Below are 26,547 nucleotides of genomic sequence, written 5' to 3'. Positions count from 1 at the left end.
TCAGTCAACCCCGCCGGTGCGACGGATTCGAGAGCAGGGCGGCGAAAGTGCGCACCGTTACTTGTACTGCACCGGTAGCGCCTTGGTCCCCTTACCCTTCAGCGAGCTGGTGAGCTCGGTGCCGTCCAGCCAGAGATAGCAGCGCACGCCGTGATCGCCGAGCGCCCACACGTCCTCGCCGCCGGGCAGCGACACCACGCCGGTGCGGAACTGCAGGTCGGCGTCGTCCGGCACGTCGACGTAGGTGGCGATCAACTTGCGGCAGCCGTCGTGGAAGGTGGCCCACTGCTTGTCGGTCTTCGGATAGGCCAGGTCACCGGCCGCCCACACCCCGACGAACTCGGCGTTGTGCTCGCCCGCGCAGCTCGCCGCGGGCATCGTGCTGATCGCGCCGGCGGTGTCCAGCTGGATCGCATAGCAGGAGAGCAGCAGCCCCTCGGCCGCGCTCTTCAGCCCGTCCCGGACCGACCCGAGCCGCATCACCAGCCCGCCGTCGTCCTCGATCGAGCTGATCTCCAGCACCTCGCACCGGAACCAGCGGGCGCCCCCGGTCCAGGCCTGCGGCGACGGGTGGGTGACCCCGATCCAGAACCGACCGGTACGCCAGGGAGCGCCCACGTATTCGGTGGTCCGCGCATCACACACCCGATAGGCGGCCCGAGCCGCGGCGGAGTCCTCGGACGGCGGCGTGGCGGCCTCGGCGGCGGGATCGGAGTATTTCCCGACGAACACCGTCTCGGTGCGGTGCTTGAGCTCGCAGTCCACTTCCTCATAGGCGTCGCGGGCGCCGACGGCGGAGAAGTTGGCGAGGTGGCAGGTGTCGGCGAGCGGCGTGAATCCGGTCGGCGCACCGATGGCGGCCCACTGGTCGGTGAGGTCGCCGTCGCCGCCGCCGGGATTGCCGCAGCCGGCCACCCCGAGCGCGAGACAGAGCGCGGCCGCCCCCACGACCCGACGCCACATAACCCGAAGGCCCCCAAACCGACCAAGTCCGACTAGTCGATCATAAGGGACCGGCCGCAGCGGCTACCTAGCTTTCCAAGACCAGCGGAACGTTGTCGATCAGGCGGGTCGCGCCGACCCGGGCGGCCACCAGCAGGCGGGCGGGACCGTTGACCGGCGGCGGCCCGAGGAGCGGGTCGGTCAGGGCCAGGTAGTCGAGCGCCACGCCCGTACCGCTGGAAAGGACCTGGTGGGCGGCCGAGAGTGCGCTCTCGGCAGTGGCCTGAGCCGCACCTGCATGGAGGGCTCGGGACAGCGTCAGCGCGGCCGTGCGCTCGTCGTCGGAGAGATAGCGATTGCGGCTCGATCGGGCCAGGCCGTCCGGCTCCCGGACCGTCGGCACGCCGCGCACCTCGACCGGGATGTCCAGGTCACGCACCATCCGCCGGACCAGCGCGAGCTGCTGGAAGTCCTTCTCGCCGAAGAACGTCACGTGCGCGCGGGTGAGCTGCAACAGCTTGCAGACGACGGTGAGCACGCCGGTGAAATGCCCGGGCCGGCTGGCGCCCTCATAGATCGCGCCCAGCTCACCCGCATCCACCCGGACCGCCGGCAGGCCATCGGGATACATCTCGTCGACGCTCGGCGCGAACACGACATCGACCTGCTCAGCGGCACAAATCTCAAGATCTTTTTCGAGGGTACGCGGGTACCGCCCGAAATCCTCCTGCGGGCCGAACTGCAGCGGGTTGACGAAGATCGTCACGATCAGCCGATCGGCGTGCGCCCGGGCGGCCCGCATCAGCTCCCGGTGCCCGTCGTGCAGGGCCCCCATGGTCATCACCACCGCCACGGTCCCGGGCATCGCCTTCCGAGCCGAGTCCAGCCCCGCCTTGGACGTCACCAGCTCACTCATCGCACCCTCCCGGGCCGTCATCGGATGGCGCTCTGGAGTTGAGCGAGGACGTCCAGGAGCTCGGTGGCGTCCTGGGGACGCAGCCGGCCCGACGCGATCGCACGGTCCGCCGTGCGGCGGGCCAGCGCCAGATAGGCCGGCGCCGACTCGGGTGGCAGCCGGTCCAGGTGCTTGCGGACCGTGCCGGCGTCCCCGCGGGAGACCGGGCCGGTCAGGGCCGCGTCGCCCAGGCGCAGCGCGTTGTCCAGGGCCGCCGTCAGCAGCGGCCGCAGCACCGCCTCCGGACGCGCCACCCCGGCCGCGCGCAGCAGCCCGGCCGCCTCGTTGACCAGGGTGACCAGGTGGTTTGCGCCGTGCGCGAGCGCCGCGTGATAGAGCGGGCGGGCGTCCTCGGCGATCCACTCCGGGATGCCCTGCAGGTCGGCCACCAGGCGGGTGGCGAACCGCTTGTCGTCCGCGGTGATTCCCCAGGCGATGCCCGGCAGCCGGTGCAGATCGTCGGGCTCGCCGGTGAAGGTCATCGCCGGGTGCAGCGCGATGCCCTTGACGTCGCCGAGGACGGCCAGGCCGTGTGCGCCGGAGGTGTGCGCGACGATCCTGGTCTCGGCGAGCGCGCCGGTGCCGGCCAGACCGGCGACCACGCCGCGCAGGGCGTCGTCCGGGACGGCCAGCAGCAGGAGGTCCGCGGCGGCCCGGGCCACCTCGTCGGCGGGCAGGATCGCGGCGTGTGGCAGCAGGCGTGCAGCCCGCGCCCGGGAAGCCGCGGAGACGGCGGCGGCCGCCACCACGCGATGGCCGGCGGCCGCCAGCGCGGCACCCAGCACCGCGCCCACGCGACCCGCGCCGACCACCCCGATGACCAGGGGTTTCGCATTCATCTGAACAGATCCAGTCCTCTTGCAGGGGTACCGGTCGCGCCCAGTATGCGCCCGTTTCACCGGCCCGAAACAAGGACTGTGAACAACTCCACGGCTAGCCTGGCGCGGTGGACGGATGGCGCACCGCGATGGAGAAGGCGCTCTACGGGCCGGGCGGCTTCTTCGTCCGCGACGAGCCCGGGCCGGCCGGGCACTTCCGCACCAGCGTGCACGCGTCACCGCTGTTCGTGGGGGCGCTGGCGCGGTTGCTGCTCGACCTGGACGAGACGCTGGGCCGGCCGGAGACCTTCGACGTGGTCGACGTCGGCGCCGGGCGGGGCGAGTTGCTCACCGCGCTGACCGGTCTGGGCGAGCGCTTTCGCCTGATCGGCGTCGAACGCGCGCCGCGGCCGGCCGGGCTCGACGCGCGGATCCACTGGCGGCGGGGCATTCCGGAGGGGATCGTCGGCGCCCTGCTGGCCACCGAATGGCTGGACAACGTGCCGCTGGACGTCGCCGACGCCGAGACGCTGCGCAAACTTCTGGTCGACCCGGTGACCGGCGAGGAGCGGCCTGGGCCGCCGCTGGACGCGGCCGATCGGATGTGGGCCGCGCGCTGGTGGCCGGCGACCGGCGGGCGGATCGAGATCGGGCGCAGCCGGGACGAAGCCTGGGCCGATGCGGTGAGCCGGGTCCGGCGCGGGGTGGCGCTCGCTATCGATTACGGGCACACCCGGGAGAACCGGCCGGCCTTCGGGACGCTCACCGGCTTCCGGGACGGGCGGCAGGTCGCGCCGATCCCGGACCGGTCCTGCGATGTCACGGCGCACGTCGCGATGGACTCGGTGGCGGTCGCGGGCGGTGGCTCGTACCGGATGAGCACCCAGCGGGAGGCGCTGAAAGCGCTGGGGATCGACGGCGCCCGGCCGTCGCTGGAAACGGCCCGGACCGATCCGGCCGGCTATCTGCGCGGGTTGAGCACCGCAGGCGCCGCCGCCGAGCTGCTCGACCCGGACGGCCTCGGCGGGCACTGGTGGCTGCTGCACACGATCGGGCTGGGCCCGCGTGGCACGATGCTCGGGTGAGCGATCTGCGGGAAGTGACCGTCGGCACCGGCGCGGGCCTCGACACGGCCGACATGGTGCTGAACATCGGGCCGCAGCATCCCTCGACGCACGGCGTGCTCCGCCTCAAGATCACGCTGGACGGTGAGCGGGTGATCGCGTGCGAGCCGATCGTCGGCTACATGCATCGCGGCGCGGAAAAGCTCTTCGAGGTGCGCGACTACCGGCAGATCATCGTGCTCGCCAACCGGCACGACTGGCTGTCCGCGTTCGCCAACGAACTGGGCGTGGCGCTGGCCGTCGAGCGGCTGATGGGCATCGAGGTGCCCGAGCGCGCGGTCTGGCTGCGGATGGCGCTGGCCGAGCTCAACCGGGTGCTCAACCACCTGATGTTCCTCGGCTCCTACCCGCTGGAGATCGGCGCGATCACGCCGATGTTCTATGCGTTCCGCGAGCGCGAGACGATCCAGGCCGTCATGGAGGAGGTCTCCGGCGGGCGCATCCACTACATGTTCAACCGCGTCGGCGGGCTCAAGGAGGAGGTCCCGGCCGGCTGGACACGTCGCGCCCGGGAAGCGATCGGCCAGGTCCGCCGCCGCATGCCCGACCTGGACAACCTGATTCGAAAGAACGACATCTTTCTTTCCCGTACGGTCGGAGTCGGCGTCCTGACCGCCGAGCAGGCGGCGGGCTACGGCGCCTCCGGACCGGTCGCGCGGGCCAGCGGCCTGGACATCGACCTGCGCCGCGACGAGCCCTATCTGGCATATGACCAGCTCGACGTGCCCGTGGTGACGAAGACGGCCGGCGACTGCCACGCCCGCTTCGAGGTGCTGCTGGACCAGGTGTACGTGTCCCTCGACCTGGCCGACAAGTGTCTGGACAAACTGGACACGATCGGCGGGCCGGTGAACGTGCGCCTGCCCAAGGTGGTCAAGGCGCCCGAGGGCCACACCTACGCGTGGACCGAGAGCCCGCTCGGCATCAACGGCTACTACCTGGTGTCGCGCGGCGAGAAGACCCCGTGGCGACTCAAGCTGCGCACCGCGTCCTATGCGAACGTGCAGGCCCTGGCCACGCTGATCCCGGGCTGCCTGGTGCCCGACCTGATCGCCGTCCTGGGCTCGATGTTCTTCGTGGTCGGAGACATCGACAAGTAACGGCCGCGCCTACCGGCCGCCGGTGTCCTCGCGGCCACGCCAGTCCCGGCCGTAGCGCTCGTCGGCCTCCGCCCAGCCGGGATATCCGGCCGCGGGCTCGCCCAGGCCGGCCTCCCAGTAGTGGCTGTTGCCCAGGTCCTCGTCCTGGCCGGCGGCTGCCTGGCCCGGGTTGTGCGGGTCGTGCGGTCCGGGGGCGTGCGGCTCGTTGGGGTCGGGCTTGGCACGTCGGCCGGTGTAGCCCAGGTCGATCGCGGTTACGTCGGCTCGTCGCCGCCCGCCCTGATCGCCATAGGCGCCGCCGTGCTCGCCGTAGACGCCGTCCGGCTCGCCGTAGACGCCGCCTTGCCCGCCGTATGCGACGCCCTGATCGCCGTAGCCGGCGCTGGCGTAGCCGCCGCCGGCCGCCAGGTCGCCGCTGTCCTCGAAGCTGTTCTCATAGCCCGGGGCGTGCGCGAAGCTGTCGCTGTCCTCGAGGTCACGGCGGCCGTGATGATCGGGGCGGCGGCCCGGCAGCGGCGGCCGCGGGCCGGGCCGCGGCGCGCCATAGGTCCCGCCCACCGCGGGCGTCTCGACCGCGGGCGGCGGACGGAACACCGGCGCCATCGGCGGCGGAACGGAGGCAGCGCCACGACCGCGCTGTCCCGGCACCTGCGCCGGGCCCTGCCGCCCCGGCATCTGCACCGGACCGTGCTGCCCACCGCCGCCATGCTGTCCTGGCACCTGGGGCGGGCCGTGCTGTCCGGGCACGTGCGCCGCGCCACCGGCGGGGCGCACCTGGCCGCCGGCCGGGTAGCTCCCCGGTGCCTGGCGAGGACCTCCGCCGGCCGCCATCCGCGGCGCGGGGTCGGCGTCCGGCCAACCCGGCGCGGACGCCACCCGGGCCGCTCTCGGCGGGCCGACCGGCGGAATGCTCTGTGGAATCGGCATGCCGCCGCCGACGACCGCCCGACCACCGGCACCACCCGCAAACCCCGCGGCAGCCGGGCTGCCGGACATCGCATTACCGGTCGGAGCCGGCACCGCCGCGCCCGCGACCGCACGCCCACCGGTGCGCGAACCGGGATCCGGAGAGCCCGAAACCGCGCCCGCGACCGCACGCCCACCAGTGCGTGATCCAGGATCCGGAGAGCCGGAAACTGCGGCCGCCACCGCCCGGCCGCCGGTGCGAACCCCCGGCTCGCGCGGCGCGACGGGCTGCGGCGGCGCCATCGGCGGCCGCGCTTGCGCAGGCCGCACCTGAGTCGGCTGGATCGGCGGCGCAGCCGCGGCGAATTCCGAACGCAACTCCTCGCGGAGCACGCTGACCTCGTCGGCCACCCGTTCCTCGACCTGCATCCGCAGCAGCACCGGATCGTGGCGCAGCAGCAGCGAGGCACCGAGCAGCACCACGCACACCGAGATCAGCAGCACCCCGAACCGGGCCGGCTGCCCCGCTCCACCGACCAGGACGATCAGCGCCGCGACCGGCGCGAGGCCGACGCCGGCCCAGACCAGGACACGCAGCAGCAGCGCGTTCTGCCCGTTATCGGCCATCCGGTCCGTCGACATGGTGGCCGATAGTAGCGACCCCCGAGCCGGGACGAAAAGGGCGGCACCGGGCATCGCCCCCACGATGTCCGGTGCCGCCCTTCGAGCCGCGAAGAACCCTAGCCCGCGGCCAATGCGCCGTCCGAGCTGAACACCAGACCCACGCTGATCGTGCCCTGCTTCAGGCCGGTCTTGGTGAGCGGTCCGCCGGCGTCCAGCGAACTGAACTTGCCGGCCTGGAAGTTGTATGTCGAGACGAGACCCGCCTGGCACTTCGGCCGCTGCGGGCACTCCGGCGGACCACCCAGCACGGTGGCCGCGCCCGAGCACTTGGCGGCGAGGTCGGACAGGGTCTTCAGACCATTTTTGTCGGCGAACGCGGTGGTCACCGCGAACGCGTTCTGGTCCTGCGCGCTGGACGCCTTGCCGAAGACCAGACCGGTCTTCTTGCCCAGCTCGGTGAGGTTGGTCATGGTTGTGTCGAGCTCCGGCGACGACGGGTCCTCCGCCTTTTCACCGTTTACCTTGCCGTTGAGGAAGGTGGCGAGCGTGGCCGCGTATTCCGGGACCACGTCGAGCTCGCCCTTTTCCAGAGCGGGCTCGTAAAGCTCGCGGTTGCCGATCTGCTGCACCTTGACCTTGAACCCGGCCGCGGTGAGGACGATGCCGTAGAGCTCGCCGAGCGTCGCGTTTTCGCTGAAGTTGGCCGCGCCGACGGTGATGTCGCCGCTGCCCTTGGCCAGGCCGGCCGTGACGCTGTTGGCGTCCGCGAACTCCTGCGCCGCCGCCTTGGACGACTTGCGGTCGATGTCGACCGCCTTGTTGAGCGCGATCAGCTTGGTGGTGTCCAGCGCGGCCGACACCTTGTCGAGCGCGGCGATCAGCTCGGGGCTGGACGCCTTCGCGTTGATCGCGGGGACGATGTTGTCCGTGTTCTGCAGCTTCTTGTCGTCCTCCAGGACGACCAGGGTGTCGCCGGCCGCGGGGGCACAGCCGGCGCCCGAGGCGGAGCTGGCCGGGGCCTCGGTGCCGGACGAGCCGGCCCCGCCGCAGCCGGAGAGGATGACGACGGCCGCCGTCAGGGCAGAGGCCGTCAGGAGGAGGTGTCGACGCATACTGCCGCCTTCTGTGTCCCGGCCCGGCCGCGATGGCCGAGCCGCGTGTCCGACGGGCAGTCGGTGGGGCCGATGCCCGTTTCTCTTAGTTGTCCCTGCCGTGTCTACCCGCAGGGTGTGACATCTTTTCCGTCGGCGACCCGACCGTTACCCAGCCGGTACCGCCGCGGCGCTGGCCCGGCGCCGTCGCCGGGTGCGCAACGGTTTGGGGGTGACCCACCGCTGCACGCCGGCCAGCAGCGCCTCCACCAGCAGCGCGAGCAATGCGACGACTATTCCGCCGGCGACGATCTGACCGCCGCCGCCGTTGCTCATGCCGATCCCGAAGCCGGCGCTGATGATCTCGCCGAGCCCACCCCCGTTGACGAACGCGGCCAGCGCGGCGGTCGCCACCACCTGCACCGCCGCGGTGCGCAGCCCGGCCGCCAGATAGGGAATGCTCAGCGGCAGCTCGACCTGGCGCAGCAGCTGCCCGCCGGACAGGCCCATGCCCTTCGCCGCGTCCCGGGTCTCCGGGTCGATCTGCCGCAGCCCGGTATATGCGTTCGCCAGCAGAGGCGGCACCGCGAACACGGCCAGCGCCACGATCACCGGCGGCTGGCCGAAGCCGAGCGGGGTGAGCGGCAGGATGGTGAGCAGCGCCAGCGTGGGGATGGCCAGGGTCAGGTTGGCCACGGTGATCACCGCGCCGCCGCCCCGGCCGCGGTGGCCCAGCCAGATGCCGATCGGCCAGCCGATCAGGCAGCCGAGCAGCACCGCCCACGCGCTGATCGTCAGGTGCTCGATCAGCCGGTCCAGCATGCCGCCGGGGTTGGTCCAGTTCAGCGGGTCGTTGAGCCAGACGAAGCCCTGCTCGAAATAGTTCATGACGTCCTGCCCCGGGCCCACGGCGTGAGCAGCCGGCCGAGCCCGGCCAGCAGCAGATCCAGCACCAGCGCGAGGGCCACGCAGAGGATCGCGCCGGTCATGATCTCGGCCTTGTAGAAGTTGTTCCGGAAACCGCCCAGGATCAGGTCGCCGAGGCTGCCCTGACCGATCAGCGAGCCGACCGTGACCAGCGCGACCGTGGACACCGTTGCCAGCCGCAGGCCGGTGATGACGCCGGGCAGGGCCAGCGGCAGCTCGATCCGGAGCAGGCGGCCGAACCGGCCGTACCCCATGCCCTTGGCGGCGTCTCGCACCTCGTCGGGGACCTGCGTCAGGCCGGCCAGCGAGTTGCGCACCAGAACCAGCAGCGCATAGAGCACGAGCGCGATCAGCACGGAGGTGACGCTGGTGGTGCCGACCAGGGGCGCGAGCAGCGACAGCAGGGCCAGCGACGGAATCGTGTAGAGAATGCCGGACAGTGCGAGAATCGGCCCGGTCAGCGGACGGACCCAATAGGCGATGACCGCTAGCGGCACGGCGACCACGAGAGCGATGATCACCGTCTGCGCGGTGAGCACCGCGTGGGAGCTCAGCTTGTCGAGAATGAGGTCGGCGTTGTCGTGGACGTAACGCCACGAGAACCAGGGATTTCCAGGCCCGTCATCGGCGGGCGCGGCCAGCGGGGAAGCCGACAGGCCCCACGACAGGAAGGACATACGTGGACGCTACCGCGATCAACGACTCCGGCGCTGGCCGGAGCGCGGCGTCGATCACGCTCGAAGATGTGGGGAAGGTCTATCCGGACGGGACCGTGGCGGTGGGCGACATCAGCCTCGACGTGCCGGCCGGCGAGCTGGTGGTCCTGATCGGGCCGTCCGGCTCCGGCAAGTCCACCGTGCTCCGGATGATCAATCGGCTGATCGAGCCGTCCAAGGGCCGCATCCTGATCGACGGCGAGGACGTCACGAAGCAGGACCCGGTGGTGCTGCGCCGGCAGATCGGCTATGTGATCCAGAACGTCGGCCTCTTCCCGCACCAGAACATCCGCACCAACGTCGGCACGGTGCCACGTCTGCTGGGCTGGGACCGGAAACGCACCACCGACCGTGCGAACGAGCTGCTGGAACTGGTCGGGCTCGACCCGAAACGCTTCGGCGGCCGTTACCCCAACGAGCTCTCCGGCGGTCAGCGCCAGCGCGTCGGGGTGGCCCGGGCGCTCGCCGCGGACCCGCTGGTGCTGCTCATGGACGAGCCGTTCTCCGCGGTGGACCCGATCGTGCGGGGCCGGCTGCAGGAGGAGTTCCTGCGGTTGCAGGCCGCGGTTCGCAAGACCATCGTGCTGGTCACCCACGACATCGATGAGGCGGTACGCCTCGGCGACCGGATCGCCGTGCTCGGCGAGGGTGGCCGGCTGCTGCAGTACGCGTCACCCCCCGAGCTCCTGGGCAACCCGGTCTCCGACACCGTCCGCGACTTCGTGGGCGCCGACCGGGGCATCCGCCGGTTGACCGTGACGCCGGTGCGCGACGCGGTGCGTCCGCTGGGCCAGATCGAGGACATCGAGCGGCTGCCGACCGTCGACGCCGAGGGCACGCTCTACGACGCGCTGGCCGCGATGCTCACCGCCGACTCGCTGAACGTGGTGGTGGTCGAGCACGGCAAGCCGATCGGCACGGTCTCCCGTTCGGCCATTTTCGAGGTCCCCAACCAGGAGGCTTCGGCGCTGGCGTGACGGCGGGTCCCGTCGCATTCAACTAGGGTGCTAGTTTCTTAGCACTTTAGTCAGTGGAGGCCGCCGTGATCGAGTTTCACCTGGACGCACGCTCCGGGGTAGCGCCGTACATGCAGCTCATCCATCAGGTCCGCCGCGCCCTGCGGCTGGGCCTGCTCTCGGAGGGTGATCAGCTGCCGACCGTGAAGGAGGTCGTCGGCAAGATCGCCATCAATCCGAACACCGTGCTGAAGGCCTACCGCGAGCTGGAGTTCGAAGGGCTGGTCAAGCTCCGCACCGGAGTCGGCACCTTCGTCACCCGCACGCTCAGCAACGACACCCTGGCCGCGCACGCCCCGCTGCGCGCCGACCTCGATCAATGGCTGGGCCGGGCGCATGCCGCCGGGCTCGACGACGAGAGCATCGAGGCTCTCTTCCACAGCGCGTTCCGGGCCCATGCGCAGGCGCGGTCATGACGGCCGCGATCACCAGCAACGGGCTGACCAAGCGTTACGGCCGCCGCCCCGCGCTCACCGACTGCACGCTGAGCGTGCCGACCGGTCGAGTGGTCGGCCTGGTCGGTCCCAACGGCGCCGGCAAGTCCACGCTGCTGCAGCTCGCCTGCGGTCTGCTGCGGCCGAGCGCGGGCACGATCGAGGTGCTCGGCGGCCGACCGGCGAGCGGGCCGGCGCAGGCCGCCAAGGTCGGCTTCGTCGCGCAGGACACCCCGACCTATCCCCACCTGACCATCGCCGAGCACCTGCGGCTGGGCGCCGCGCTCAACCCGAGCTGGGACGCCGATCTGGCGCGGGAGCGGATCGACCGGCTCGGGCTGGACCCGAAACAGAAGGCGGGCCGGCTGTCCGGCGGTCAGCGGGCGCAGCTCGCGCTCACCCTGGCCGTCGCCAAGCGCCCCGAGCTGCTGCTGCTCGACGAGCCGGTGGCCAGCCTCGACCCGCTGGCCCGGCGCGAGTTCCTGCAGGGGCTGATGGAGCACACCGCCGAGCACGGCACGTCCCTGGTGCTGTCCTCGCATCTCATCGCCGACCTCGAGCGCACCTGCGACCACCTGGTGGTGCTGGTCGACTCGCGGATCCGGGTGGCCGGCGACGTGGAGGATCTGCTGGCCCAGCACCATCGCCTGACCGGCGCCCGCCGCGAGCCCGGCGACCTGCCTGGCGGCCAGGAACTGCTGCACCTGAACCACACCGAGAGGCAGACCACGATGCTGGTGCGCAGCACCGCGCCGATCGACGATCCCTGGTGGACGGTGGAGCCACTCAGCCTGGAGGACCTGGTGCTGGTGTACATGACCGAGGCCCGGCGGCCGGCGCCGGCCCGCGTGCTGGAGGGGAAGCGATGACCTGGCTGGCCTGGCGGCAGTTCCGCGTCCAGATGTCCGTGCTGGCCGGCGCCCTGGCCCTGGTGGCGGTGGCTCTGCTGGTCACCCGGCCGGTGCTGGCCGACCTCTACCGATCCACCGGCCTCGCCGACTGCACCTCCGGCTGCACCCAGCAGGCCGAGGACTTCCTGCTTCGTGCCCGCCGCAGCGCGGCCGGCCCCTTCTACTGGGTCGGTTTCGCCGCGGTCTACCTCGTCCCGGCGATCATCGGCATCTTCTGGGGCGCGCCGACGGTGGCCCGCGAGCTGGAGTCCGGCACCTACCGTCTGGTGTGGAGTCAGAGCACCACCCGAACCCGCTGGCTGGGCGTCAAGCTGCTGGCCGGGGCGATCGCCGCGATGCTGGTGGCCGGGTTGCTCAGCCTTGCCGTCACCTGGTGGTCGGCGCCGTTCGACCGCGCCTACGACAACCGCCTGATCCCCGAGCTGTTCGGTGCCCGCGGCCTGGTGCCGGTGGCGTACGCGCTCTTCGCCTTCGTGCTCGGGGTGGTGATCGGCACCGTCCTGCGCCGCACCGTGGCGGCCATGGCGCTCACCCTGGTGCTGGTCGCGGCCGTGCAGGTGCTGATGCCGACGATGGTCCGGGAGCACCTGATCCCGCCCGTGCGGGTCGACCAGGCACTGGTGCCCGGCCAGGAGTTCGAGGGCTTCATGATGAGCGGGGACGGCTCGATGATCGTGATCGCCCAGCTCGACCAGCCGGGCGCCTGGGTGGTCGAGAACCGCACGGTCACCGCGTCCGGCGCGGAGTTCGACGGGCCCTACGACCCTCAAGTCTGCGGTCGCGATGCGAAGGGCGGGCCGCGGGCGTGCGAGGAGTGGGCGTTGAGTCAGAACCTCCGTCAGCAGGCCGCCTACCAGCCGGCGGACCGGTTCTGGCCGCTGCAGCTGATCGAGTCGGGCCTGATCCTGCTGGTCACCGGACTGCTGACGATGCTCTGTTTCTGGTGGGTGCGCCGCCGGCTGACCTGACGCACTCCGTCGGGCGGCTCCGGAGCGGGAGCCGCCCGACGACGGGGGCACGGCGGCGGGGGACGGACGCCGGGCACCCCGGGGTGAGGGCCTATCTGGTTCCTCTGCGGCCACCGAGCGTGGCCAGGCCGACGATCCAGCCGACGAAAATTCCGTAGGTGGCACCCGAACCCGCCGACTCGAACGCGCGCAGCAGCGTCGGGTTGGCCAGGAACAGCGTGGTGAGCAGGGCGGCGAAGCCGCAGGCGAAGATGTACGCACCCCAGCCGGCGAAGAACTGGCTGATGGTGCCGCGCGCCCGGGCCAGCTGGGAGCCGGGCAGCAGATAGAGGAAGATCAGGGTCAGCACGATGACGAGGATCGCGCGCAGGTCCTGGATCACGACCTCACGCAGCGAGTCCCCGGCGTCGATGAACCAGGCCGGCCAGCCGAGCAGGCGCAGCCACCAGCCGCCGGCGGTGTTGGGGTTGGTGTTGTCCGCGGCCCAGTCCCGATACCAGGGACTGCCGAAGACCAGGACGAGTATGAGCGCGGCGAGCGTGCCCGCACCGGGCGCGGTCTTGTATCTGTTACCGAGAGCCATGCCGCGCTAATTCCCAGCGGGCACTCAGGTTCAAACGAAGCTGATCGATTAGTCCTTTTGGAGGTAATCGATGAAGGCTGCGCGAAGCAGCGGCTCCTGGTCGCCGTAGCGGTGGCCGGTCAGCTCGCGCCACAGGGCGACCGCCTCGTCGACCGTCGGGCCGATCGAATTGGGCGCGCCGTCCAGGGCGGCGGCTTCGTCGGAGTCCGGCAGGTGCTTGAACACCGACCAGAAGAAGCCGAGGTCACGCTGCTCCCGCGCCTTCGCGAACGCGCGCTCGCGCAACTGCTCAGTGTCCAGCGCGTCCAGCTCGGCAAAGCTCGCAGAGGTCATTCCGCAAGCATAGGTGGCGCTATCGCTTCGCACCCCAGGGACCGTCGTCCCAGCGGTCGGTGCGGGCCTGGGTCGGCACGGCGGGTGACTGCCAGGTCTCCGGCTGATCCGGGTGCCACGTGGTGGTCCCGGTGCTCGCGGCGGCGTTCTGCCAGTCCTCGTCCTGGCCCAGCGGCTGCGGGCGGCCGTACGTCTCGATCAGGCGGGTGACCACCAGGCCGATGGCGAGCATCCCGGCCGCGATCGCATAGAGCGCGATGTCGAAGTCCCGCCGGTTCTCGTAGTCCAGGAAGAGGGTCAGCGCGGCCACCGCGAGCAGCGTGCCGAAGATCCCGCCGCGCCGGCCGAACGCGCTGGTGCCGGCCATCATCGCGGTGCCGATCGCGATGCCGGTCCACTCGAAGCCGGGGCCGGGCTGGACCGGGACGTCGGGCTGCACGGTGGCCAGCAGGATGCCGGCCACCACGGCGAACACCGAGGAGACCACGAGCGCGACGACCACCGGAAGCGCGGCGCCGGCGCCCCGGCGGCGAGCCGGATCGGCGACCGGGCGCATCTTGCCCAGGAAGCGCCGGATCGGCGCCACCGTGCCGATCGCGCCACCCAGCACGGCCAGCAGCGCGAACCCGCCGAACAGGAAGAACGCCTGGTCCGAGGGGTCGAGATCGCCCTGCACGGTGACTGGGCCGGAGCGCAGCTGGTTGTAGACCACCACGCCCAGGCCGGCCGCCAGCGTCGCGGCCCAGCCGGGCACGTGCAGGCTGATCAGCACCAGAGCCACCGCCAGCCCGCCGACCGCGGCCACGATCAGGGCCGGCACCGCGCCCTGGACCAGGCCCTGGTCGCCGTTCTCGGCCCAGTGCAGCGAGGCGGCCAGCGCGATCGGGCCGAGCGCCAGGTTGGGGACCCCGGCGCGCAGGCTCAGCCCGGCGCCCAGCGCGAGCAGGCCGATCGCGGTGCCCCAGATGAGCAGGGTGTCCAGCGCGGGCCGGCGCAGCGCGTCCGGTTCGAGCCGATAGAGCAGGAAGCCGATCGCGGCGACCACCAGGAGCAGCAGGATCTCCCAGCCGATGTGGATGCCGATCCGGTCGCGGCCGTCGTCCTCGGACGTCGGCTGGCGGCGCAGCGGCTCGGTCGTCGGGTCGCCGTCGGGGTCCAGCCCGCGGCGCCGGAAGTCCTGCGCGGCGAAGCTGTTGCGGTATGCCGACGGGTCGCTCTCCTGCTCGTCCTGCCGACGGTAGGTCTGCTCGTCGTACGCCATCTGCGCCTCCGCCCGCTTGCCCCAGGTCAGGATACGGAATTACCACCGAAGCGGTTCAAGGCCAAGTGCCCAGCCGAGAATGCCCAGCTAAGAATGCCCAGCTCAGACGCGGCCCTGACGGATGTCTGAGTCGTCCTCGTCGTCCCGATCGTTACGCTCCGGAACGCGGCAGGACCGCTCCAGCCAGAGCGCCGCGCCGACCAGGGCCAGCGAGGCGATCACCCCGCCAGCGACGGCCGGCACCGAGTCGCGGGCGAACTTGGTCGGCTCGAACCCGTAGAAGGCCAGCAACCCCGCGCAGTAACCGCCATAGAGAGCACCGGCCAGCGAGGACGCCTTGGCCAGCACCGCGAAACGCGCGACCGCGAGCGGTTCCACCCGCGGCGCACCGGGCTTGCGTTGCACCCGGGCCGCCGTGTTCTGCGCCAGGATGCCCTCGGCGACCGCGAGCGCCGCGATCACGATCACGGGCAGCCAGGGCGGCGGCGGCCACTCGTTGTAGAAGAAGCTGAGCAACAGCCAGCCGGCCGCCGCGGCCACCAGACCCGCGACGATCAGCACGGAGACGCTGGTCGGCCGCATCGACGGGTCGGTCCGCGGCCCGCCCGGATTGTTGCTCACGGCTCCGACTCTAGTGCCACCCCTCCAGGGCCAGGTCGGGCCGTGGGGTCATCGCTGCCGCGTCGGCGGCGAGGTCCGGCCGGTTGAGCAGGTCGGTCACCCAGCCGTGTCCGGTGAGTCGCGCATATGGCTGAATGTCCAGCCAGGGTTTCAGCACGAACGCACGCAGGTGCGCGCGGGGATGCGGCAGGGTCAGTTCCGGATCGTCGCTGGTCACCGGCGTGCCGTCGGTCTCGAACACCTCGATCACGTCGACGTCGAGGGTGCGCGGCCCGAAGCGCCGCTCCGGATCACGCACCCGGCCGGCGGCGCTCTCGCACGCCCGTGCCCGCTCCAGCCAGTCGCGCGCCCCGGCCTGCGGGTCCACGACGAGCAGGACCCCATTGAGGTACGCGGCCTGAGCGGTGTCGTCCCCCCACGGCGGCGTCTCGTACACGCCGGAGGCCAGCAGCACGTGCTCGCCCAGTTGCTCGACGGCCTGCCGCAGGTAGCCGTACCGGTCGCCCTGGTTGCTGCCGAGCGACAGGACGGCGCGGGTCACCGGCGACTCCGGCGCAGCACCACGGCCACGTCCGCGAACTCCAGCGGGATCGGGGCCTGCGGCTTGTGCACGGTGATCGTCGCCGCCGCCACCCGCGGATGCTCGGCCAGGCAGGCGGCGGCCAGCCGGTCGGCCAGCGTCTCGATCAGGTCGACCGGCTCGCCCGCGACGATCTCGGCCAGCCGGGTCGCCAGCTCGCCGTAGTGCACGGTGTCGGTCACGTCGTCGCTGGCCGCGGCGGGCGCGAGGTCGATCTCCAGCTCGGCGTCGATCACGAAGTCCTGCCCGTCGGCGCGCTCGAAGTCATAGACGCCGTGGCGCCCGCGCACGCGCAGGCCGGACAGGCGGATCCGATCGCTCATCGCGTACCGGGAAGGGGGTTGCCGGCCAGACGCGGAGCGCCGGTCGCCTGCCAGACCGCGACCGCGTCGCAGGTCGCGCGCACGTCGTGGACGCGCACTCCCCAGACGCCGGCGGCGACCGCGAGCAGGTTGGTGGCGAGCGTGGCCGCGGCGCGATCGCCCACCGGCCGGGGCGCACCGTCCGGACCGGACAGCAGATGCCCCAGATAGGACTTGCGGCTGGACGCGAAGAGCACCGGCTGACCCAGCTCGATCAGCTCGTCGAGATGCCTGCTCAGGGCCCAGTTGTGCGCCGCGTTCTTGGCGAAGCCGAGGCCCGGGTCCAGGATGATCCGCTCCGGCGCGATCCCGGCGGCCACCGCTTCGGCCACCCGTTCGCGCAGCTCGGTCTTCACCTCGGCGACCACATCCTCGTAGTGTGCGAGCTCGGCCATGTCGCGCGAGTGGCCACGCCAGTGCATCACCACATAGAGGCAGTCGGATTTCGCCACAACGCCCGCCATGTCGCGGTCGGCCAGCCCGCCGGACACGTCGTTGATCAGCGCCGCGCCGGCCTCGAGCGCGGCGGCCGCGACCTCGGCCCGGGTGGTGTCGACGCTGGTCGGCACGCCGGCGGCGACGAGGGCGGAGACCACCGGGACGACCCGAGAGGCTTCGGTACGCGCGTCCACGCGCTCGGCGCCCGGCCGGGTCGACTCGCCACCGATGTCCACGATGTCCGCGCCGTCGTGCCACAACTGGACCCCGTGCTGAACCGCCGCATCGATGTCGGTGTACAAACCACCGTCGGAGAAGGAATCCGGCGTCACATTGAGGACCCCCATCACCAGAGGGTGATCCAGGTGCAGCAGCCGGTCTCCTCGCACATCCACAACGTACCCACACTGGATCTTCGAACGTGTGTACCATCGCCCAGGTTGCCGGGCTGATCGGCCCTGATCACTCAGGTTCAGTCACGTCTTTACCTTGGGTAACGAATCAGGCAGCTTGTAGGTAAGAAGGACGGCCCGTACGCTTCGGACAGGCATCATTTGAAGGACCGAAGGAAGCAGATGGGCTAGCGCAGGACAGGTATGCCCTAATGGCTCACTGGACGTGGGAGAGCCGGAAGTAGCACCATATGGGGTTGCCGTCAGGCTTCACAACTGCAGTGTTCGATCTTTCCGATCGGGCACCCGGGAGGTTTACTGATGATCGCCACCGAACTCGCCACCCAGGCAGCGACGGTGCTGCAGCAGGCCGTTCTGGCCGCGCCCGAGCCCAAGGGGATCAACACCGAGGGCGTCGTCGGCTTCTTCGCCAGCAACGTCGCACCGATCCTGCTCGCCGTGCTCGGCGTCATCTTCATCGGCCGGGCCAGCCGCGGTGAGATCTCCAAGGTGCTGACCAGCTCCGCGATCGCCATCGTCGGCCTCGCGTTCATCGCCGGCGCCGCGACCCTGTTCTTCGTGGGCGACTACCTGATCGATCTGATCTTCAGCTAGTCATGCGCCTACGCACGGATGACGACATCTACCGGGCGCGGCTCGTCTATCTGGGCCCGCCGGGATACACGCTGCCCATGCACCTGCCGTACGCGCAGTATGGGATGTTCGTCCTTCTTGTTCCGCTTTTCATGTTCTTGCATTATTTGATTACCTTCGAATTCGATCCCTTCCCTGCCTGGGAGATCGCCCTCGCGATGGTCACCACGTCATATGTGTTCCGGCACGTGGACCCCGATCGGCCCGCCCGGATGGTCATCCGGACCGCGCTGACCGACTGGAAGCGCACCCGCGAGCCCGCGGTCGAGCAGCGCGACCCCCGCCTCGTCGCTTCGCGCATCCGGATCCGGGAGGAGCTGGTATGACCATCCACCGTCCCGCAGCGCGCCCGAGTGGGGCCGGTTCATGACCACATCCCCTCCGCCGGGACGTCCCCGTGCCGGAGCATCCAAGTCGGCCAGGCAAAGTAACGGTGTGCGTTCAGACGATTACGCAGACGATGCCTCTAATGAGTTCAACTCCCCCGACACCGAGTTGGTGACGACCCCCGGCCACGGGGCGGTCGGCGTCTTCCAGGCGCCACAACCGCTCCGGCCACGCACGAACGGCGGTCCGGCCCTGGACAGCTCGATGGACATCGACTCGCCGTTCCTCGATCTGTTCGGCGGCGCGCCGGCTCCGGCGCAGGCCCCGCCGGGCGAGCCGGCGCCGGCCGACCCGCACGACGACGAGTTCGATTTCGGGTTCGACTTCGCGGAACAGCCACCGGCCGGAGCGGCTCGCACCGCGCCGGCTCCCGGGGACGCGGACACCGATCCCGGTCCGGGCGCCTCGGCGCGGCCGGTCGAGATCTCGCCGCCCGTGGTGGAGCCCGAGCCGATCGCTCCGGCGGTGCAGCCGACGGCGATGAACGAGCCGCCAGTGGCTCCCGCGCCGGTCCCGCGGGCCGGCTACGAGGAGCCGGATGCTCCGGAGTCCGACTACGACGACTGGCCGGACGAGGTGCACCCCGCCGCGTCGCCGATCTCGGCTCAGCCGGTCTCCAGTCACCCGGTCTCCAGTCACCCGGTCTCCAGTCACCCGGTCTCCGGCCAGCCGGTCTCCAGCCAGCCCGTTTCCGGCTTCCCGGTCTCCAGCCGGCCCGTTTCCAGCCAGCCCGTCTCCAGCCAGCCGGTCTCCGCGCCGCCGGTCTCGACGCCGCCGCTGTGGCAGACGGTTGCCACGCCGGCTCCCGGTGTCACCCAGGTGCCCGCGCGGGCGCCGGCCGCGGAGTTCGACCTCGATTTCGCGCAGCCCCGCCAGCAGCCCTCGCAAGCCCTGGTCGAGGCCGCGCCGCCGGCCGAGCTGCCGGCCACGATGCCGGAGAAGTCCCCGGCCAAGCAGAAGACGAAGGCACCCGCCAAGCGGCGCCGGAAGCGCGACGAGCCGGAGAACCTGCCCGCGGTGCGGCAAAAGGACGTCAAGCCGGCGCCGCTGAAGCCCAACAAGATCAAGTTCAGCGACCGGGACCCGTCGATCGAGCTCGAGATCACCGAGATCGCCGGCCACCTGACCTTCACCCAGTCCACGGTGACCGCGTGGTACTCGCTGCCCGAGGTGCGCTGGGCCTTCCGGCCGGACGCCGAGCGCGAGGCGCTGCTCTCCGCGATCTCCGAGCAATACGCCGGCCTGGCCGGGTTCCGGCTGCACCTGCGGCGCACCAACCGGCCGTTCCCGGCCGACGAGTGGGCGCGCACAGTCGACTCGATGACGGCCAAGCCGCTGCCCGACGTGACCGGCGCGACGTCCTGGTCGGACCACCTGGTCGCGGCCCAGCGGCACCTGCTGTCGGTCAACCACGCCGAGGGTCAGACCTATCTGGGCGTGACGTTCGCCCGGCGGTCGCTCGGTGACACCTTCTCCGAGCGGATCCTGCGGGTCTTCGGCAAGGGCACGTCCGACGGCGAGCGGCGCAAGCTCGGCCGCACGGTCGAGCAGTTCGACGAGGTGCTGAACGCGTTCGGCATGCGCGGGCGCCGGGTCACCCCGCAGGAGCTCGAGTGGCTGCTCTTCCGGTCGGTGGCGCTGTGCATGGCGCCGCCCGGGCCACTGTCCCCGGTGACCAGCGGGCAGTGGGACTCCGGCGACCTGCTGGCGCTGACCGAGCAGGTGGAGCGTTACCGCACGCCGTACGGGTCGACGGTCAAGCTGGTGAATCGGATGACCGGCGAGGAGCGGCACGTCGCAGTGCTGTCGGTGGGCCGGATGGAGCCGCTGGAGATCCCCGAGAAGCACGAGCCGTGGATGCACTTCCACGAGCGGCTGCCGTGGCCGATGGAGCTGTCCTCGCGGATCGACATCCTCGGGTCGGGCAGCTCGTTCAAGAATCTCGAGCACCGCCTGCGGATGATCCGCTCACAGCAGCTGGATTATGCGGAGCACGGCATCGACGCCCCGCCGGAGCTGGAACGACTGGCCAAGCGGGCGCTGGTGATCGGCGACGAGATGACGACCGGGCTGCCGGTGGAGTCGGCCCGCGCACACGGCTGGCATCGGATCGCGGTCGGTGGGCGTACCCGGGAAGAATGTTTGGAAAGAGCCCGTCGCCTGATCCAGCTTTATTCGCGGGAGCTCCGGATCTCGCTGCAGCACCCCAAGAACCAGGATCAGCTGGCGCGCGAGTTCATCCCCGGCGAACCGATCGCCAATACCGGTTACGTGCGCCGGATGCCGGTGAAGCTGCTGGCCGCGGCGCTGCCACAGGCCGCCTCGACGGTCGGCGACCGGCGCGGTGACCTGATCGGCCGCACCTCCGGGACGTGCCGGCGGCCGGTCTTCCTCGACCTGCACTTCCCGATGGAGGTGCGCGAGCGGTCCGGGCTGGGCGTGTTCGTGGCCGAGCCCGGCGGTGGCAAGTCGACCCTGATGGGTGCGCTGGGTTATCTGAACGCCCGCCGCGGTGTGCAGGTGACGCTGCTCGACCCGTCCGGCCCGCTGGCCCGGCTGTGCTCGATGCCGGAGCTGCGGCCATATTCGCGGGTGCTCAACCTGACCGGCTCCGAGCAGGGCACGCTGGCGCCGTACGCGCTGATCCCGACGCCGATCCGCACCGAGTTCGCCGCCGGGCCGGGCGGTGACCGCGAGTTCGAGATCGCGGTGTCCAACGCGCGCGCCGAGCGGCGGATGCTGGTGCAGGACATCTGCTCGATGCTGGTGCCCCCGCAGGTGGCCAAAGAGGCGACCACCGCGACGCTGCTGCGGCACGCGGTGCGGCAGGTGCCGGCCGAGGAGACATCCACTCTGGATGACGTGGTGCGCACCCTGCAGGGCCTGGACGACGACGGCAAGGAGCTGGCCAACCTGCTCCTGGACACCGCCGAGATGCCGCTGGCGCTGCTGTTCTTCGGCTCGCCGCCGAAGCACCTGCTGGGCGCCGACGCCGCGCTGACCGTGATCACCATGGCCGGGCTGCGGCTGCCGGACCTCAAGATCGAGCGTGAGTACTGGTCGGCCGAGGAGTCCCTGGCGCTTCCGATGCTGCACACCGCGCATCGCTTGGCGGTCCGGCGCTGCTACGGCGGCTCGATGTCCTCGCGCAAGATGGTCGGCCTGGACGAGGCGCACTTCATGGAGGGCTGGCGGTCCGGCCGGTCGTTCCTGGTGCGGCTGGCCCGTGACTCCCGCAAGTGGAACCTGGCCGCGCTGGTCGCCTCGCAGAACCCGCGCGACATCCTCGGGCTCGACGTGCAAAACCTGGTGTCCACGGTGTTCGTCGGCCGGATCGCCGAGGACCAGGAGATCGCGTCCGAGGCGTTGCGGCTGCTGCGGGTGCCGGTGCACGACGGTTACGAAGCCACGCTCGCCTCGCTGTCCCAGGTGGACGCGTCATCGTCGCACCGGCTGGGCTTCCGCGAGTTCGTGATGCGTGACGTCGACGGGCGGGTGCAGAAAGTCCGAGTTGACGTGTCATACGTGGACGGGCTGCTCGACCACCTGGACACCACGCCGGCGGTGGCGCAGGCTGCTCCGACGGCGCTTCCGAGCATGTCCGACCTGGAGGGTTGAGATGGTGCGGCGGGCGATGGCGGCGGTGCTGACCGTGCTGGTGGCGGCGGTGGCGTCGATCGCGTGGGCGGTGGCAATGCCGTCCACGGCCAGCGCCGCGCCGCAGCGAGCGCCCGGCGGCGCCTGCAGCGTCGAGGAGTGGCGGAAGGACCTCAAGGGCTGTGTAGATCGACTGGCCGAGGTCGGAGAAGGGCGCGCCCAATGCCTCAACCCGCCGACGCCGAGTCGGCCGGATTCCGGGCTGGCCGGATGGTTCGCCGAGCGACCGAAGTCGTCGACCGCCAACAGTTTTCCGGGTCTCTACAGCGACTACGGCTATGCGGGCTACAGCTACACAACCTATGACTTGGAGAACGGCTGCGCGTCGACGCTGATCGACCCCGAATACAAGTTCGAAACAACAGTCGCAAACGGTGAGTTTATGCTGGCCACCGCGGTGATCGGCGCGTCCAACGCGATGCGCGAGCGGGCGTGGGACCCGCAGACGCTGTGGGGTTGGGCGGATCCACTGGTCGAACAAGCGACGAAGGCGGTCTACGAAAAGGTCTTCAGCGTCTTCGGTGTGATCACGCTTGCGGTCGTCGGTCTCTATTTGATCTGGCGATCGCAGCAGGCTGAGATGGGTGCCGCAACAACCACCGCCGGGTGGGCGATCTTGGTAATGGTGGCGGTGACCGCCATTGCGGCCTGGCCGGTGCGATCCGCGAACATCGCCGACCAAAGCCTGATCACCACGCTTGCCGTCGTGCACGATGCGGTGGGACCTCGGCCGGCGGCGCCTCCCGCCGGATGTTCGCTAGGCCCGCAGGCGTGCAAAGACAACCGTCCGCCAGCGGTCCGGGCCAGCGATACGGCCACCGAGACGATGCTCTATCGCAACTGGCTTCGGGGTCTGCTCGGATCTGCGGACAGTGACACGGCGAAGAAGTATGGCCCGGCTCTCTATGACGCTCGTTCTATCTCTTGGGAAGACGCGCAGAAGCTGCGCGACAACCCCGATACCCGCGATGCCACCTTGGAACGCAAGCGGATCCAGTGGCAGAAGGTCGCCGAGCAGATCAGCAAGGAAGACCCGGAAGCCTACGAATACCTCAAGGGCGTCAACGGGATGGACCGGATCGGCTCCGGCTTCATCGCGATGCTCGCCGCCGCGATGTTCGCCATGTTCGATCTGACGGCTTCCCTGTTGGTGCTGCTCGGCTTCCTGATCTTCCGGTGGGCGGTCATCGCCGCGCCGATTCTTGGCACTGTCGGGCTGTTGCGTCCGGCCAGCTCCGGCATCCGCCGGCTCGGCAACGCCGTGGTCGCGGCGATCTTCAACATCGCGATCTTCGGCACCGGCGCGGCCATCTACCTGTTCGCGGTCGATCTGATCATGAACACTGCCAGCCTGGCCGGCTGGCTGCAGGTCGTTCTGGTCTGGTTGGTCGGCGTGGTGGGTTGGCTGTTGCTGCGGCCGTATCGGCGCATCACTCAGCTCGGCGGGAAGGACAGCACCCGGGCGATCGCCTCGGCGGGCTCGTGGCACCGGCGGTTCTTCCGGGACATGCGCGAGGCCAGCAAGCTGGAGGTCGCCGAGGGCGGCGGCACCCGCGAGCCGGTGATCGGCAGCAAGGACCGGCGGACCGTCTTCGTGGAACAGACGAATCTGCGCCCGGAGGCCCGGCTCGAAGATCCGGCCCACGCTGCGGCGAACCGGGCCGCGCTCACCTCGAGCCCGGCCCAGGGAGGCTCGTCGCCCGCGGGACGCCCAGACGGCAAGGAGACCACTCGCGAGGAGGCGCAGCCCGCAACGGCTCAGCGCAGCGCCACCGGACCGGCTCGCCCGCGCCGACCCTCCACCTGGTCGGAGCCGGACGTCACCGAACGCCCGTCCTCCTTCGCGATCTACCGTCCGGAGACCCAGAGCACCACGAGCGAGCCGTCCTCGCCGCGCATTCGCACCGAAGCCAAGTGATCGCGGATGGCGTCTCGGTTTCTGGAGCGCGGGCTCACCGGACTGTTCCGGTCGCGGTGGGGTGTGGCCTTGGTGCTGGGCATTCTGGTCCTCGCGGTGGTGGGCATCGGCCGGATCTTCGCGGACCCGTCTGACAACGGGCGGACTCCGATTGGTGCCGCGTCACCGGCTCCCGCGTTAAGCGTCAACCCGGACGACGAGGACACCGTCATCTCGCCCGGTCCCCCACCGTCACCCAGCACCAGCCCCGGCACAGCGCTGCCCGAGGCTGTTGCTTATGCCTTTGCCGGTGCCTGGGTAGACCATCGCAATGTGTCGGCCAAGACATGGCGAGACAGGCTTGTGCCGAACGCCACCAAGGATCTCTCCGACGAACTCGCCGGCACCGACCCGGCGGACGTGCCAGCCGACCGCGTGAACGGACGGCCAAGCCTGGTGCCGGTAGGAGAGGGCTTGATCGACGCGGTGGTCGAAACCGACTCCGGCAAGCTCACCCTTCGCCTCGTCGCCCCGGAGGGTCGCTGGCTGGTGAACGGCATCGACTGGGCGGGTCCATGAACCTGCCCCGGCCGCGGAAGGCCGCGCTGCTCATCGCACTGGTCGGCACCCTCGCGCTGCTCTGCTGCGGCGGCTCGGTGAGCGCCATCCTGATCGGCGGGCTAGGCGACGAGGACCCGGCCAACACGTTCTCTACCCTCGGTTGCGGCCAGGGCGGCCCGGTCGACGTGTCGGTCGACATGCCGAGGATCTCCGACTACGGCCCGGAGCAGGTCAAGAACGCGGCGATCATCATCAACGTCGGCTCCGACCTCAAACTGCCGCCACGCGCGTGGGTCATCGCGGTCGCCACTGCCATGCAGGAATCCCGGCTGAGCAACCTCGGTTACCTTGGCTCGGCGAACGACCACGACTCGCTCGGGCTCTTCCAGCAGCGGCCCAGCGCTGGCTGGGGCACCCCGGCGCAAGTGCAGGATCCGGTCTATGCGAGCCGCAAGTTCTACGAGAAGCTCCAGACCGTAAACGGCTGGGAGAAGATGTCGCTCACCCGGGCCGCGCAGAAGGTGCAGCGCAGCGCTTACCCGAATGCGTATGCCAAGCACGAGACGTTGGCGACCCAGATCGTCAACATGCTCGCCGATGGCGCCGCCAACGCGGTGGGCAACTCGCTGGCCATGGTCTGCGCCGCCGGTGGGCAGATCGCCGCATCCGGCTGGACGATTCCACTCAAGTCCGTCGTCGGCTCGGGCTTCCGCACCCCGCAACGGCCCACCCACCAGGGTGTGGACCTGATTGTCGGTCGGTACACGCCGATCGCGGCGGTGGCCAGCGGCGTGGTGTCGGTGATGAAGTGCGACGAGGACCGCCGTGGCCGGAAGAGCTGTGATTCCGACGGCTATCCCGGCAAGGGTGGCTGCGGCTGGATGGTCGAGGTAGTGCACGCCGGCCAGGTGATGACCCGCTATTGCCACATGGTCCAGCGACCGTTCGTCAGGGTCGGTCAGGAGGTGACCGCGGGCGAGATCATCGGACGGGTGGGCACCAGCGGAAACTCGTCCGGACCTCACCTGCACTTCGAGGTGCACATGAACAATGACCGGACCAGCCGCGGCGCGACCGACCCGGTCGTCTACATGCGGCAGCAGGGCGCACCGCTCGGGGGTGAACAATGACGGGCAGTCCGATGCCGGACCCTTTCTCCGGCCGGGCCGGTGGGTGGGAACACGATGGCCCACGGCCGATCGTGCCGACGCCCGCGACCATGGCAGGTTCGCTGCGCGGGCGGCGGGTGCTGATCGGCATCCCTGGCCTGGGGTGGCGCGGCGACATGCGCGCCGATGAGAAGGTGGTGCAGGGCAGCCGCACCTACGTGCCAGTGATGCCGGAGGCCGAGTGGTACCGCGCCGAGGCCGAGCAGACCGAGGTTTTCGCTCCGCTGGTGCCGGTGGAACGCGTTTGGGCCGAGGAATACGGCCTGGCCGGCATGGCATCACCGGCGGGCGATGTCATGGCCCGACTGGTCTCGCTGGACGAGCCACCGCGACGCAATCCTGTCGCCGCCCTGGACGCCGACACCATTGCTGGACGCCGGGTGATTCAGATCCTGGACGACGGTGGCGAAAAGCGAGACCTGCGCGGCGTCACCGAGATGCACACCAGCGACGATGGTGACATCTGCGCCCGGGTCACCACTGAACTGGACTGGTATCGCTGGGCTTGGAGCGGGCGTGCACCAAGCACGCTGGAGGTTCCGGTCAGCAACCTCTGGGTGGAGTAGCGCGCAAGCAAACTGTCGGTGGCCGTCTGAGTCAGGCCGGTGATGACTGTGCGGCTGGTCCGGGTCAGAAACCTCTGGGCGGAGTAGTGCTCAGGCAACCGGTGTCGCGCCGCATACGCGCCAGCCATCGTCGTCGACAAGTCCGAATGACCAAGTGTCAGTGAGCCGTGCACCGTCGGTGGCCGTCTGAGTCAGACCAGTGGTGACAGTGCGACTGATCCCAGTCCCTGCCACGGTGAGGCTCGACCAACTGACGCGGATCCCGACGCTCTTTTCCTTCTCGATTCCAGTCATCGTTGCCCGGAAGGTCGCGAGCGCGTCCAGGTCGGCGCCCGCCTTACAGGTGTACAACCGGGCCTCCTCGTCGTTGCGATTTACCAGGTAGGCGGCAAGGAAGTTGTCGACGACCACATCGGGTTCCGAGCGCTCGATCTTGGTTGCGTCGTCGTAGACGGAGATGAAGACGCCGACGCCGCCCAAGCACAGCAACGCCATGATCCCGGCGCCCATTGCGAGCCACAGCCGCGCCCTTCGGTTCCGCCCGGCGCGCGGTG

General features: G+C 70.5%; 28 protein-coding genes. 13 read left to right on the top strand and 15 right to left on the bottom strand.

What is annotated here, in order from left to right:
- Positions 1-57: 57 nt before the first annotated feature.
- From ACZ6TI_RS07190 to ACZ6TI_RS07180, 3 genes are all read right to left on the bottom strand, one after another.
- The gene (locus tag ACZ6TI_RS07190; protein WP_465344078.1) at positions 58-963 is read right to left on the bottom strand and encodes a septum formation family protein; all 906 of its coding nucleotides are present in this window, start codon (positions 961-963) and stop codon (positions 58-60) included.
- Between the two features lie 67 nt (positions 964-1,030).
- Positions 1,031-1,858, bottom strand: a complete 828-nt coding sequence (gene panC, locus ACZ6TI_RS07185) for a pantoate--beta-alanine ligase (protein ID WP_465344077.1) — start codon at positions 1,856-1,858, stop codon at positions 1,031-1,033.
- Positions 1,859-1,875: 17 nt separating this feature from the next.
- Positions 1,876-2,736 (bottom strand): DUF2520 domain-containing protein, encoded by an 861-nt coding sequence (locus ACZ6TI_RS07180; protein ID WP_465344076.1) that lies wholly within the window; start codon positions 2,734-2,736, stop codon positions 1,876-1,878.
- A gap of 128 nt (positions 2,737-2,864) precedes the next feature.
- Here ACZ6TI_RS07180 and ACZ6TI_RS07175 point away from each other — a divergent pair, with 128 nt between their 5' ends.
- A complete protein-coding gene (locus ACZ6TI_RS07175) occupies positions 2,865-3,800 on the top strand; it encodes an SAM-dependent methyltransferase (RefSeq protein WP_465344307.1) in 936 nt (311 codons plus the stop codon).
- A 53-nt stretch (positions 3,801-3,853) separates the two neighbouring features.
- A complete protein-coding gene (locus ACZ6TI_RS07170; protein ID WP_465344306.1) occupies positions 3,854-4,939 on the top strand; it encodes an NADH-quinone oxidoreductase subunit D in 1,086 nt (361 codons plus the stop codon).
- Positions 4,940-4,948: 9 nt separating this feature from the next.
- On the opposite strand, the gene ACZ6TI_RS07165 is transcribed toward ACZ6TI_RS07170, so the two are convergent.
- The 4 genes from ACZ6TI_RS07165 to ACZ6TI_RS07150 form a co-directional block, all read right to left on the bottom strand.
- Positions 4,949-6,487 (bottom strand): hypothetical protein, encoded by a 1,539-nt coding sequence (locus tag ACZ6TI_RS07165; protein ID WP_465344075.1) that lies wholly within the window; start codon positions 6,485-6,487, stop codon positions 4,949-4,951.
- A 98-nt stretch (positions 6,488-6,585) separates the two neighbouring features.
- Positions 6,586-7,581, bottom strand: coding sequence for a glycine betaine ABC transporter substrate-binding protein (locus ACZ6TI_RS07160; RefSeq protein ID WP_465344074.1), 996 nt, complete (start codon positions 7,579-7,581; stop codon positions 6,586-6,588).
- A 147-nt stretch (positions 7,582-7,728) separates the two neighbouring features.
- Positions 7,729-8,448, bottom strand: coding sequence for an ABC transporter permease (locus ACZ6TI_RS07155; RefSeq protein WP_465344073.1), 720 nt, complete (start codon positions 8,446-8,448; stop codon positions 7,729-7,731).
- A complete protein-coding gene (locus tag ACZ6TI_RS07150; protein WP_465344072.1) occupies positions 8,445-9,164 on the bottom strand; it encodes an ABC transporter permease in 720 nt (239 codons plus the stop codon). The genes ACZ6TI_RS07155 and ACZ6TI_RS07150 overlap by 4 nt, the downstream gene beginning before the upstream one ends.
- 2 nt (positions 9,165-9,166) lie before the next feature.
- Here ACZ6TI_RS07150 and ACZ6TI_RS07145 point away from each other — a divergent pair, with 2 nt between their 5' ends.
- The 4 genes from ACZ6TI_RS07145 to ACZ6TI_RS07130 all read left to right on the top strand — a co-directional run bounded on the left by ACZ6TI_RS07145 (position 9,167) and on the right by ACZ6TI_RS07130 (position 12,532).
- The gene (locus ACZ6TI_RS07145) at positions 9,167-10,180 is read left to right on the top strand and encodes an ABC transporter ATP-binding protein (protein ID WP_465344071.1); all 1,014 of its coding nucleotides are present in this window, start codon (positions 9,167-9,169) and stop codon (positions 10,178-10,180) included.
- Between the two features lie 65 nt (positions 10,181-10,245).
- Positions 10,246-10,635 (top strand): GntR family transcriptional regulator, encoded by a 390-nt coding sequence (locus ACZ6TI_RS07140; RefSeq protein WP_465344070.1) that lies wholly within the window; start codon positions 10,246-10,248, stop codon positions 10,633-10,635.
- Complete coding sequence (locus tag ACZ6TI_RS07135) at positions 10,632-11,522, top strand: ABC transporter ATP-binding protein (protein WP_465344069.1); 891 nt, start codon at positions 10,632-10,634, stop codon at positions 11,520-11,522. Before ACZ6TI_RS07140 ends, ACZ6TI_RS07135 begins: the two co-directional genes overlap by 4 nt.
- On the top strand, positions 11,519-12,532 hold the full coding sequence (locus ACZ6TI_RS07130) for an ABC transporter permease subunit (protein ID WP_465344068.1): 1,014 nt from the start codon (positions 11,519-11,521) through the stop codon (positions 12,530-12,532). Before ACZ6TI_RS07135 ends, ACZ6TI_RS07130 begins: the two co-directional genes overlap by 4 nt.
- 91 nt (positions 12,533-12,623) lie before the next feature.
- Here ACZ6TI_RS07130 and ACZ6TI_RS07125 read toward each other — a convergent pair whose 3' ends face one another.
- The 7 genes from ACZ6TI_RS07125 to folP all read right to left on the bottom strand — a co-directional run bounded on the left by ACZ6TI_RS07125 (position 12,624) and on the right by folP (position 17,057).
- Positions 12,624-13,115: a hypothetical protein gene (locus ACZ6TI_RS07125; protein ID WP_465344067.1), complete on the bottom strand. Its 492-nt coding sequence runs from the start codon at positions 13,113-13,115 to the stop codon at positions 12,624-12,626.
- A 48-nt stretch (positions 13,116-13,163) separates the two neighbouring features.
- Positions 13,164-13,448 carry a hypothetical protein gene (locus ACZ6TI_RS07120; RefSeq protein ID WP_465344066.1) on the bottom strand — a complete coding sequence of 95 codons (285 nt, stop codon included), beginning with the start codon at positions 13,446-13,448 and terminating at the stop codon, positions 13,164-13,166.
- Between the two features lie 19 nt (positions 13,449-13,467).
- Entirely contained in the window at positions 13,468-14,709 is a 1,242-nt protein-coding gene (locus tag ACZ6TI_RS07115) for an ABC transporter permease (RefSeq protein ID WP_465344065.1), read from the bottom strand.
- A 102-nt stretch (positions 14,710-14,811) separates the two neighbouring features.
- The gene (locus ACZ6TI_RS07110; RefSeq protein WP_465344305.1) at positions 14,812-15,291 is read right to left on the bottom strand and encodes a DUF3180 domain-containing protein; all 480 of its coding nucleotides are present in this window, start codon (positions 15,289-15,291) and stop codon (positions 14,812-14,814) included.
- Positions 15,292-15,340: 49 nt separating this feature from the next.
- A complete protein-coding gene (gene folK, locus ACZ6TI_RS07105) occupies positions 15,341-15,871 on the bottom strand; it encodes a 2-amino-4-hydroxy-6-hydroxymethyldihydropteridine diphosphokinase (protein WP_465344064.1) in 531 nt (176 codons plus the stop codon).
- Positions 15,868-16,233: a dihydroneopterin aldolase gene (gene folB, locus ACZ6TI_RS07100; protein WP_465344063.1), complete on the bottom strand. Its 366-nt coding sequence runs from the start codon at positions 16,231-16,233 to the stop codon at positions 15,868-15,870. The genes folK and folB overlap by 4 nt, the downstream gene beginning before the upstream one ends.
- Entirely contained in the window at positions 16,230-17,057 is an 828-nt protein-coding gene (folP, locus tag ACZ6TI_RS07095; protein WP_465344062.1) for a dihydropteroate synthase, read from the bottom strand. Before folP ends, folB begins: the two co-directional genes overlap by 4 nt.
- Before the next feature lie 366 nt (positions 17,058-17,423).
- Here folP and ACZ6TI_RS07090 point away from each other — a divergent pair, with 366 nt between their 5' ends.
- The 7 genes from ACZ6TI_RS07090 (at position 17,424) to ACZ6TI_RS07060 (ending at position 25,993) form a co-directional block, all read left to right on the top strand.
- Positions 17,424-17,717, top strand: coding sequence for a hypothetical protein (locus ACZ6TI_RS07090; RefSeq protein WP_465344061.1), 294 nt, complete (start codon positions 17,424-17,426; stop codon positions 17,715-17,717).
- 2 nt (positions 17,718-17,719) lie between these two features.
- Entirely contained in the window at positions 17,720-18,082 is a 363-nt protein-coding gene (locus tag ACZ6TI_RS07085) for a hypothetical protein (protein WP_465344060.1), read from the top strand.
- Between the two features lie 169 nt (positions 18,083-18,251).
- Positions 18,252-21,761 (top strand): ATP-binding protein, encoded by a 3,510-nt coding sequence (locus tag ACZ6TI_RS07080; RefSeq protein WP_465344304.1) that lies wholly within the window; start codon positions 18,252-18,254, stop codon positions 21,759-21,761.
- 1 nt (position 21,762) lies between these two features.
- Positions 21,763-23,718, top strand: coding sequence for an MFS transporter (locus tag ACZ6TI_RS07075; RefSeq protein WP_465344059.1), 1,956 nt, complete (start codon positions 21,763-21,765; stop codon positions 23,716-23,718).
- Between the two features lie 72 nt (positions 23,719-23,790).
- Entirely contained in the window at positions 23,791-24,276 is a 486-nt protein-coding gene (locus tag ACZ6TI_RS07070; RefSeq protein WP_465344058.1) for a hypothetical protein, read from the top strand.
- Positions 24,273-25,388, top strand: a complete 1,116-nt coding sequence (locus ACZ6TI_RS07065; protein ID WP_465344057.1) for a M23 family metallopeptidase — start codon at positions 24,273-24,275, stop codon at positions 25,386-25,388. The genes ACZ6TI_RS07070 and ACZ6TI_RS07065 overlap by 4 nt, the downstream gene beginning before the upstream one ends.
- Positions 25,385-25,993 (top strand): hypothetical protein, encoded by a 609-nt coding sequence (locus tag ACZ6TI_RS07060; RefSeq protein ID WP_465344056.1) that lies wholly within the window; start codon positions 25,385-25,387, stop codon positions 25,991-25,993. The genes ACZ6TI_RS07065 and ACZ6TI_RS07060 overlap by 4 nt, the downstream gene beginning before the upstream one ends.
- Before the next feature lie 90 nt (positions 25,994-26,083).
- Here the strand turns inward: ACZ6TI_RS07060 and ACZ6TI_RS07055 are convergent, their stop codons facing one another.
- A complete protein-coding gene (locus ACZ6TI_RS07055; RefSeq protein WP_465344055.1) occupies positions 26,084-26,503 on the bottom strand; it encodes a hypothetical protein in 420 nt (139 codons plus the stop codon).
- Positions 26,504-26,547: the final 44 nt, after the last annotated feature.

Source organism: Actinoplanes sp. NPDC051388, from assembly GCF_055586225.1.
This window is presented reverse-complemented; position numbering and strand designations above follow the sequence as displayed.

Bases quoted from the DNA above. Each gene is read 5' to 3' on its own strand.
- ACZ6TI_RS07110 (WP_465344305.1), bottom strand. From the start codon at position 15,291: ATGCGGCCGACCAGCGTCTCCGTGCTGATCGTCGCGGGTCTGGTGGCC.
- ACZ6TI_RS07190 (WP_465344078.1), bottom strand. From the start codon at position 963: ATGTGGCGTCGGGTCGTGGGGGCGGCCGCGCTCTGTCTCGCGCTCGGG.
- ACZ6TI_RS07115 (WP_465344065.1), bottom strand. From the start codon at position 14,709: ATGGCGTACGACGAGCAGACCTACCGTCGGCAGGACGAGCAGGAGAGC.
- ACZ6TI_RS07060 (WP_465344056.1), top strand. From the start codon at position 25,385: ATGACGGGCAGTCCGATGCCGGACCCTTTCTCCGGCCGGGCCGGTGGG.
- ACZ6TI_RS07090 (WP_465344061.1), top strand. From the start codon at position 17,424: ATGATCGCCACCGAACTCGCCACCCAGGCAGCGACGGTGCTGCAGCAG.
- folB (WP_465344063.1), bottom strand. From the start codon at position 16,233: ATGAGCGATCGGATCCGCCTGTCCGGCCTGCGCGTGCGCGGGCGCCAC.
- ACZ6TI_RS07130 (WP_465344068.1), top strand. From the start codon at position 11,519: ATGACCTGGCTGGCCTGGCGGCAGTTCCGCGTCCAGATGTCCGTGCTG.
- ACZ6TI_RS07135 (WP_465344069.1), top strand. From the start codon at position 10,632: ATGACGGCCGCGATCACCAGCAACGGGCTGACCAAGCGTTACGGCCGC.
- ACZ6TI_RS07155 (WP_465344073.1), bottom strand. From the start codon at position 8,448: ATGAACTATTTCGAGCAGGGCTTCGTCTGGCTCAACGACCCGCTGAAC.
- ACZ6TI_RS07125 (WP_465344067.1), bottom strand. From the start codon at position 13,115: ATGGCTCTCGGTAACAGATACAAGACCGCGCCCGGTGCGGGCACGCTC.
- folP (WP_465344062.1), bottom strand. From the start codon at position 17,057: ATGGGGGTCCTCAATGTGACGCCGGATTCCTTCTCCGACGGTGGTTTG.
- ACZ6TI_RS07170 (WP_465344306.1), top strand. From the start codon at position 3,854: ATGGTGCTGAACATCGGGCCGCAGCATCCCTCGACGCACGGCGTGCTC.
- ACZ6TI_RS07180 (WP_465344076.1), bottom strand. From the start codon at position 2,736: ATGAATGCGAAACCCCTGGTCATCGGGGTGGTCGGCGCGGGTCGCGTG.
- ACZ6TI_RS07150 (WP_465344072.1), bottom strand. From the start codon at position 9,164: ATGTCCTTCCTGTCGTGGGGCCTGTCGGCTTCCCCGCTGGCCGCGCCC.
- ACZ6TI_RS07075 (WP_465344059.1), top strand. From the start codon at position 21,763: ATGGTGCGGCGGGCGATGGCGGCGGTGCTGACCGTGCTGGTGGCGGCG.
- panC (WP_465344077.1), bottom strand. From the start codon at position 1,858: ATGAGTGAGCTGGTGACGTCCAAGGCGGGGCTGGACTCGGCTCGGAAG.
- ACZ6TI_RS07160 (WP_465344074.1), bottom strand. From the start codon at position 7,581: ATGCGTCGACACCTCCTCCTGACGGCCTCTGCCCTGACGGCGGCCGTC.
- ACZ6TI_RS07055 (WP_465344055.1), bottom strand. From the start codon at position 26,503: ATGGGCGCCGGGATCATGGCGTTGCTGTGCTTGGGCGGCGTCGGCGTC.
- ACZ6TI_RS07175 (WP_465344307.1), top strand. From the start codon at position 2,865: ATGGAGAAGGCGCTCTACGGGCCGGGCGGCTTCTTCGTCCGCGACGAG.
- ACZ6TI_RS07165 (WP_465344075.1), bottom strand. From the start codon at position 6,487: ATGTCGACGGACCGGATGGCCGATAACGGGCAGAACGCGCTGCTGCTG.
- ACZ6TI_RS07085 (WP_465344060.1), top strand. From the start codon at position 17,720: ATGCGCCTACGCACGGATGACGACATCTACCGGGCGCGGCTCGTCTAT.
- ACZ6TI_RS07065 (WP_465344057.1), top strand. From the start codon at position 24,273: ATGAACCTGCCCCGGCCGCGGAAGGCCGCGCTGCTCATCGCACTGGTC.
- ACZ6TI_RS07120 (WP_465344066.1), bottom strand. From the start codon at position 13,448: ATGACCTCTGCGAGCTTTGCCGAGCTGGACGCGCTGGACACTGAGCAG.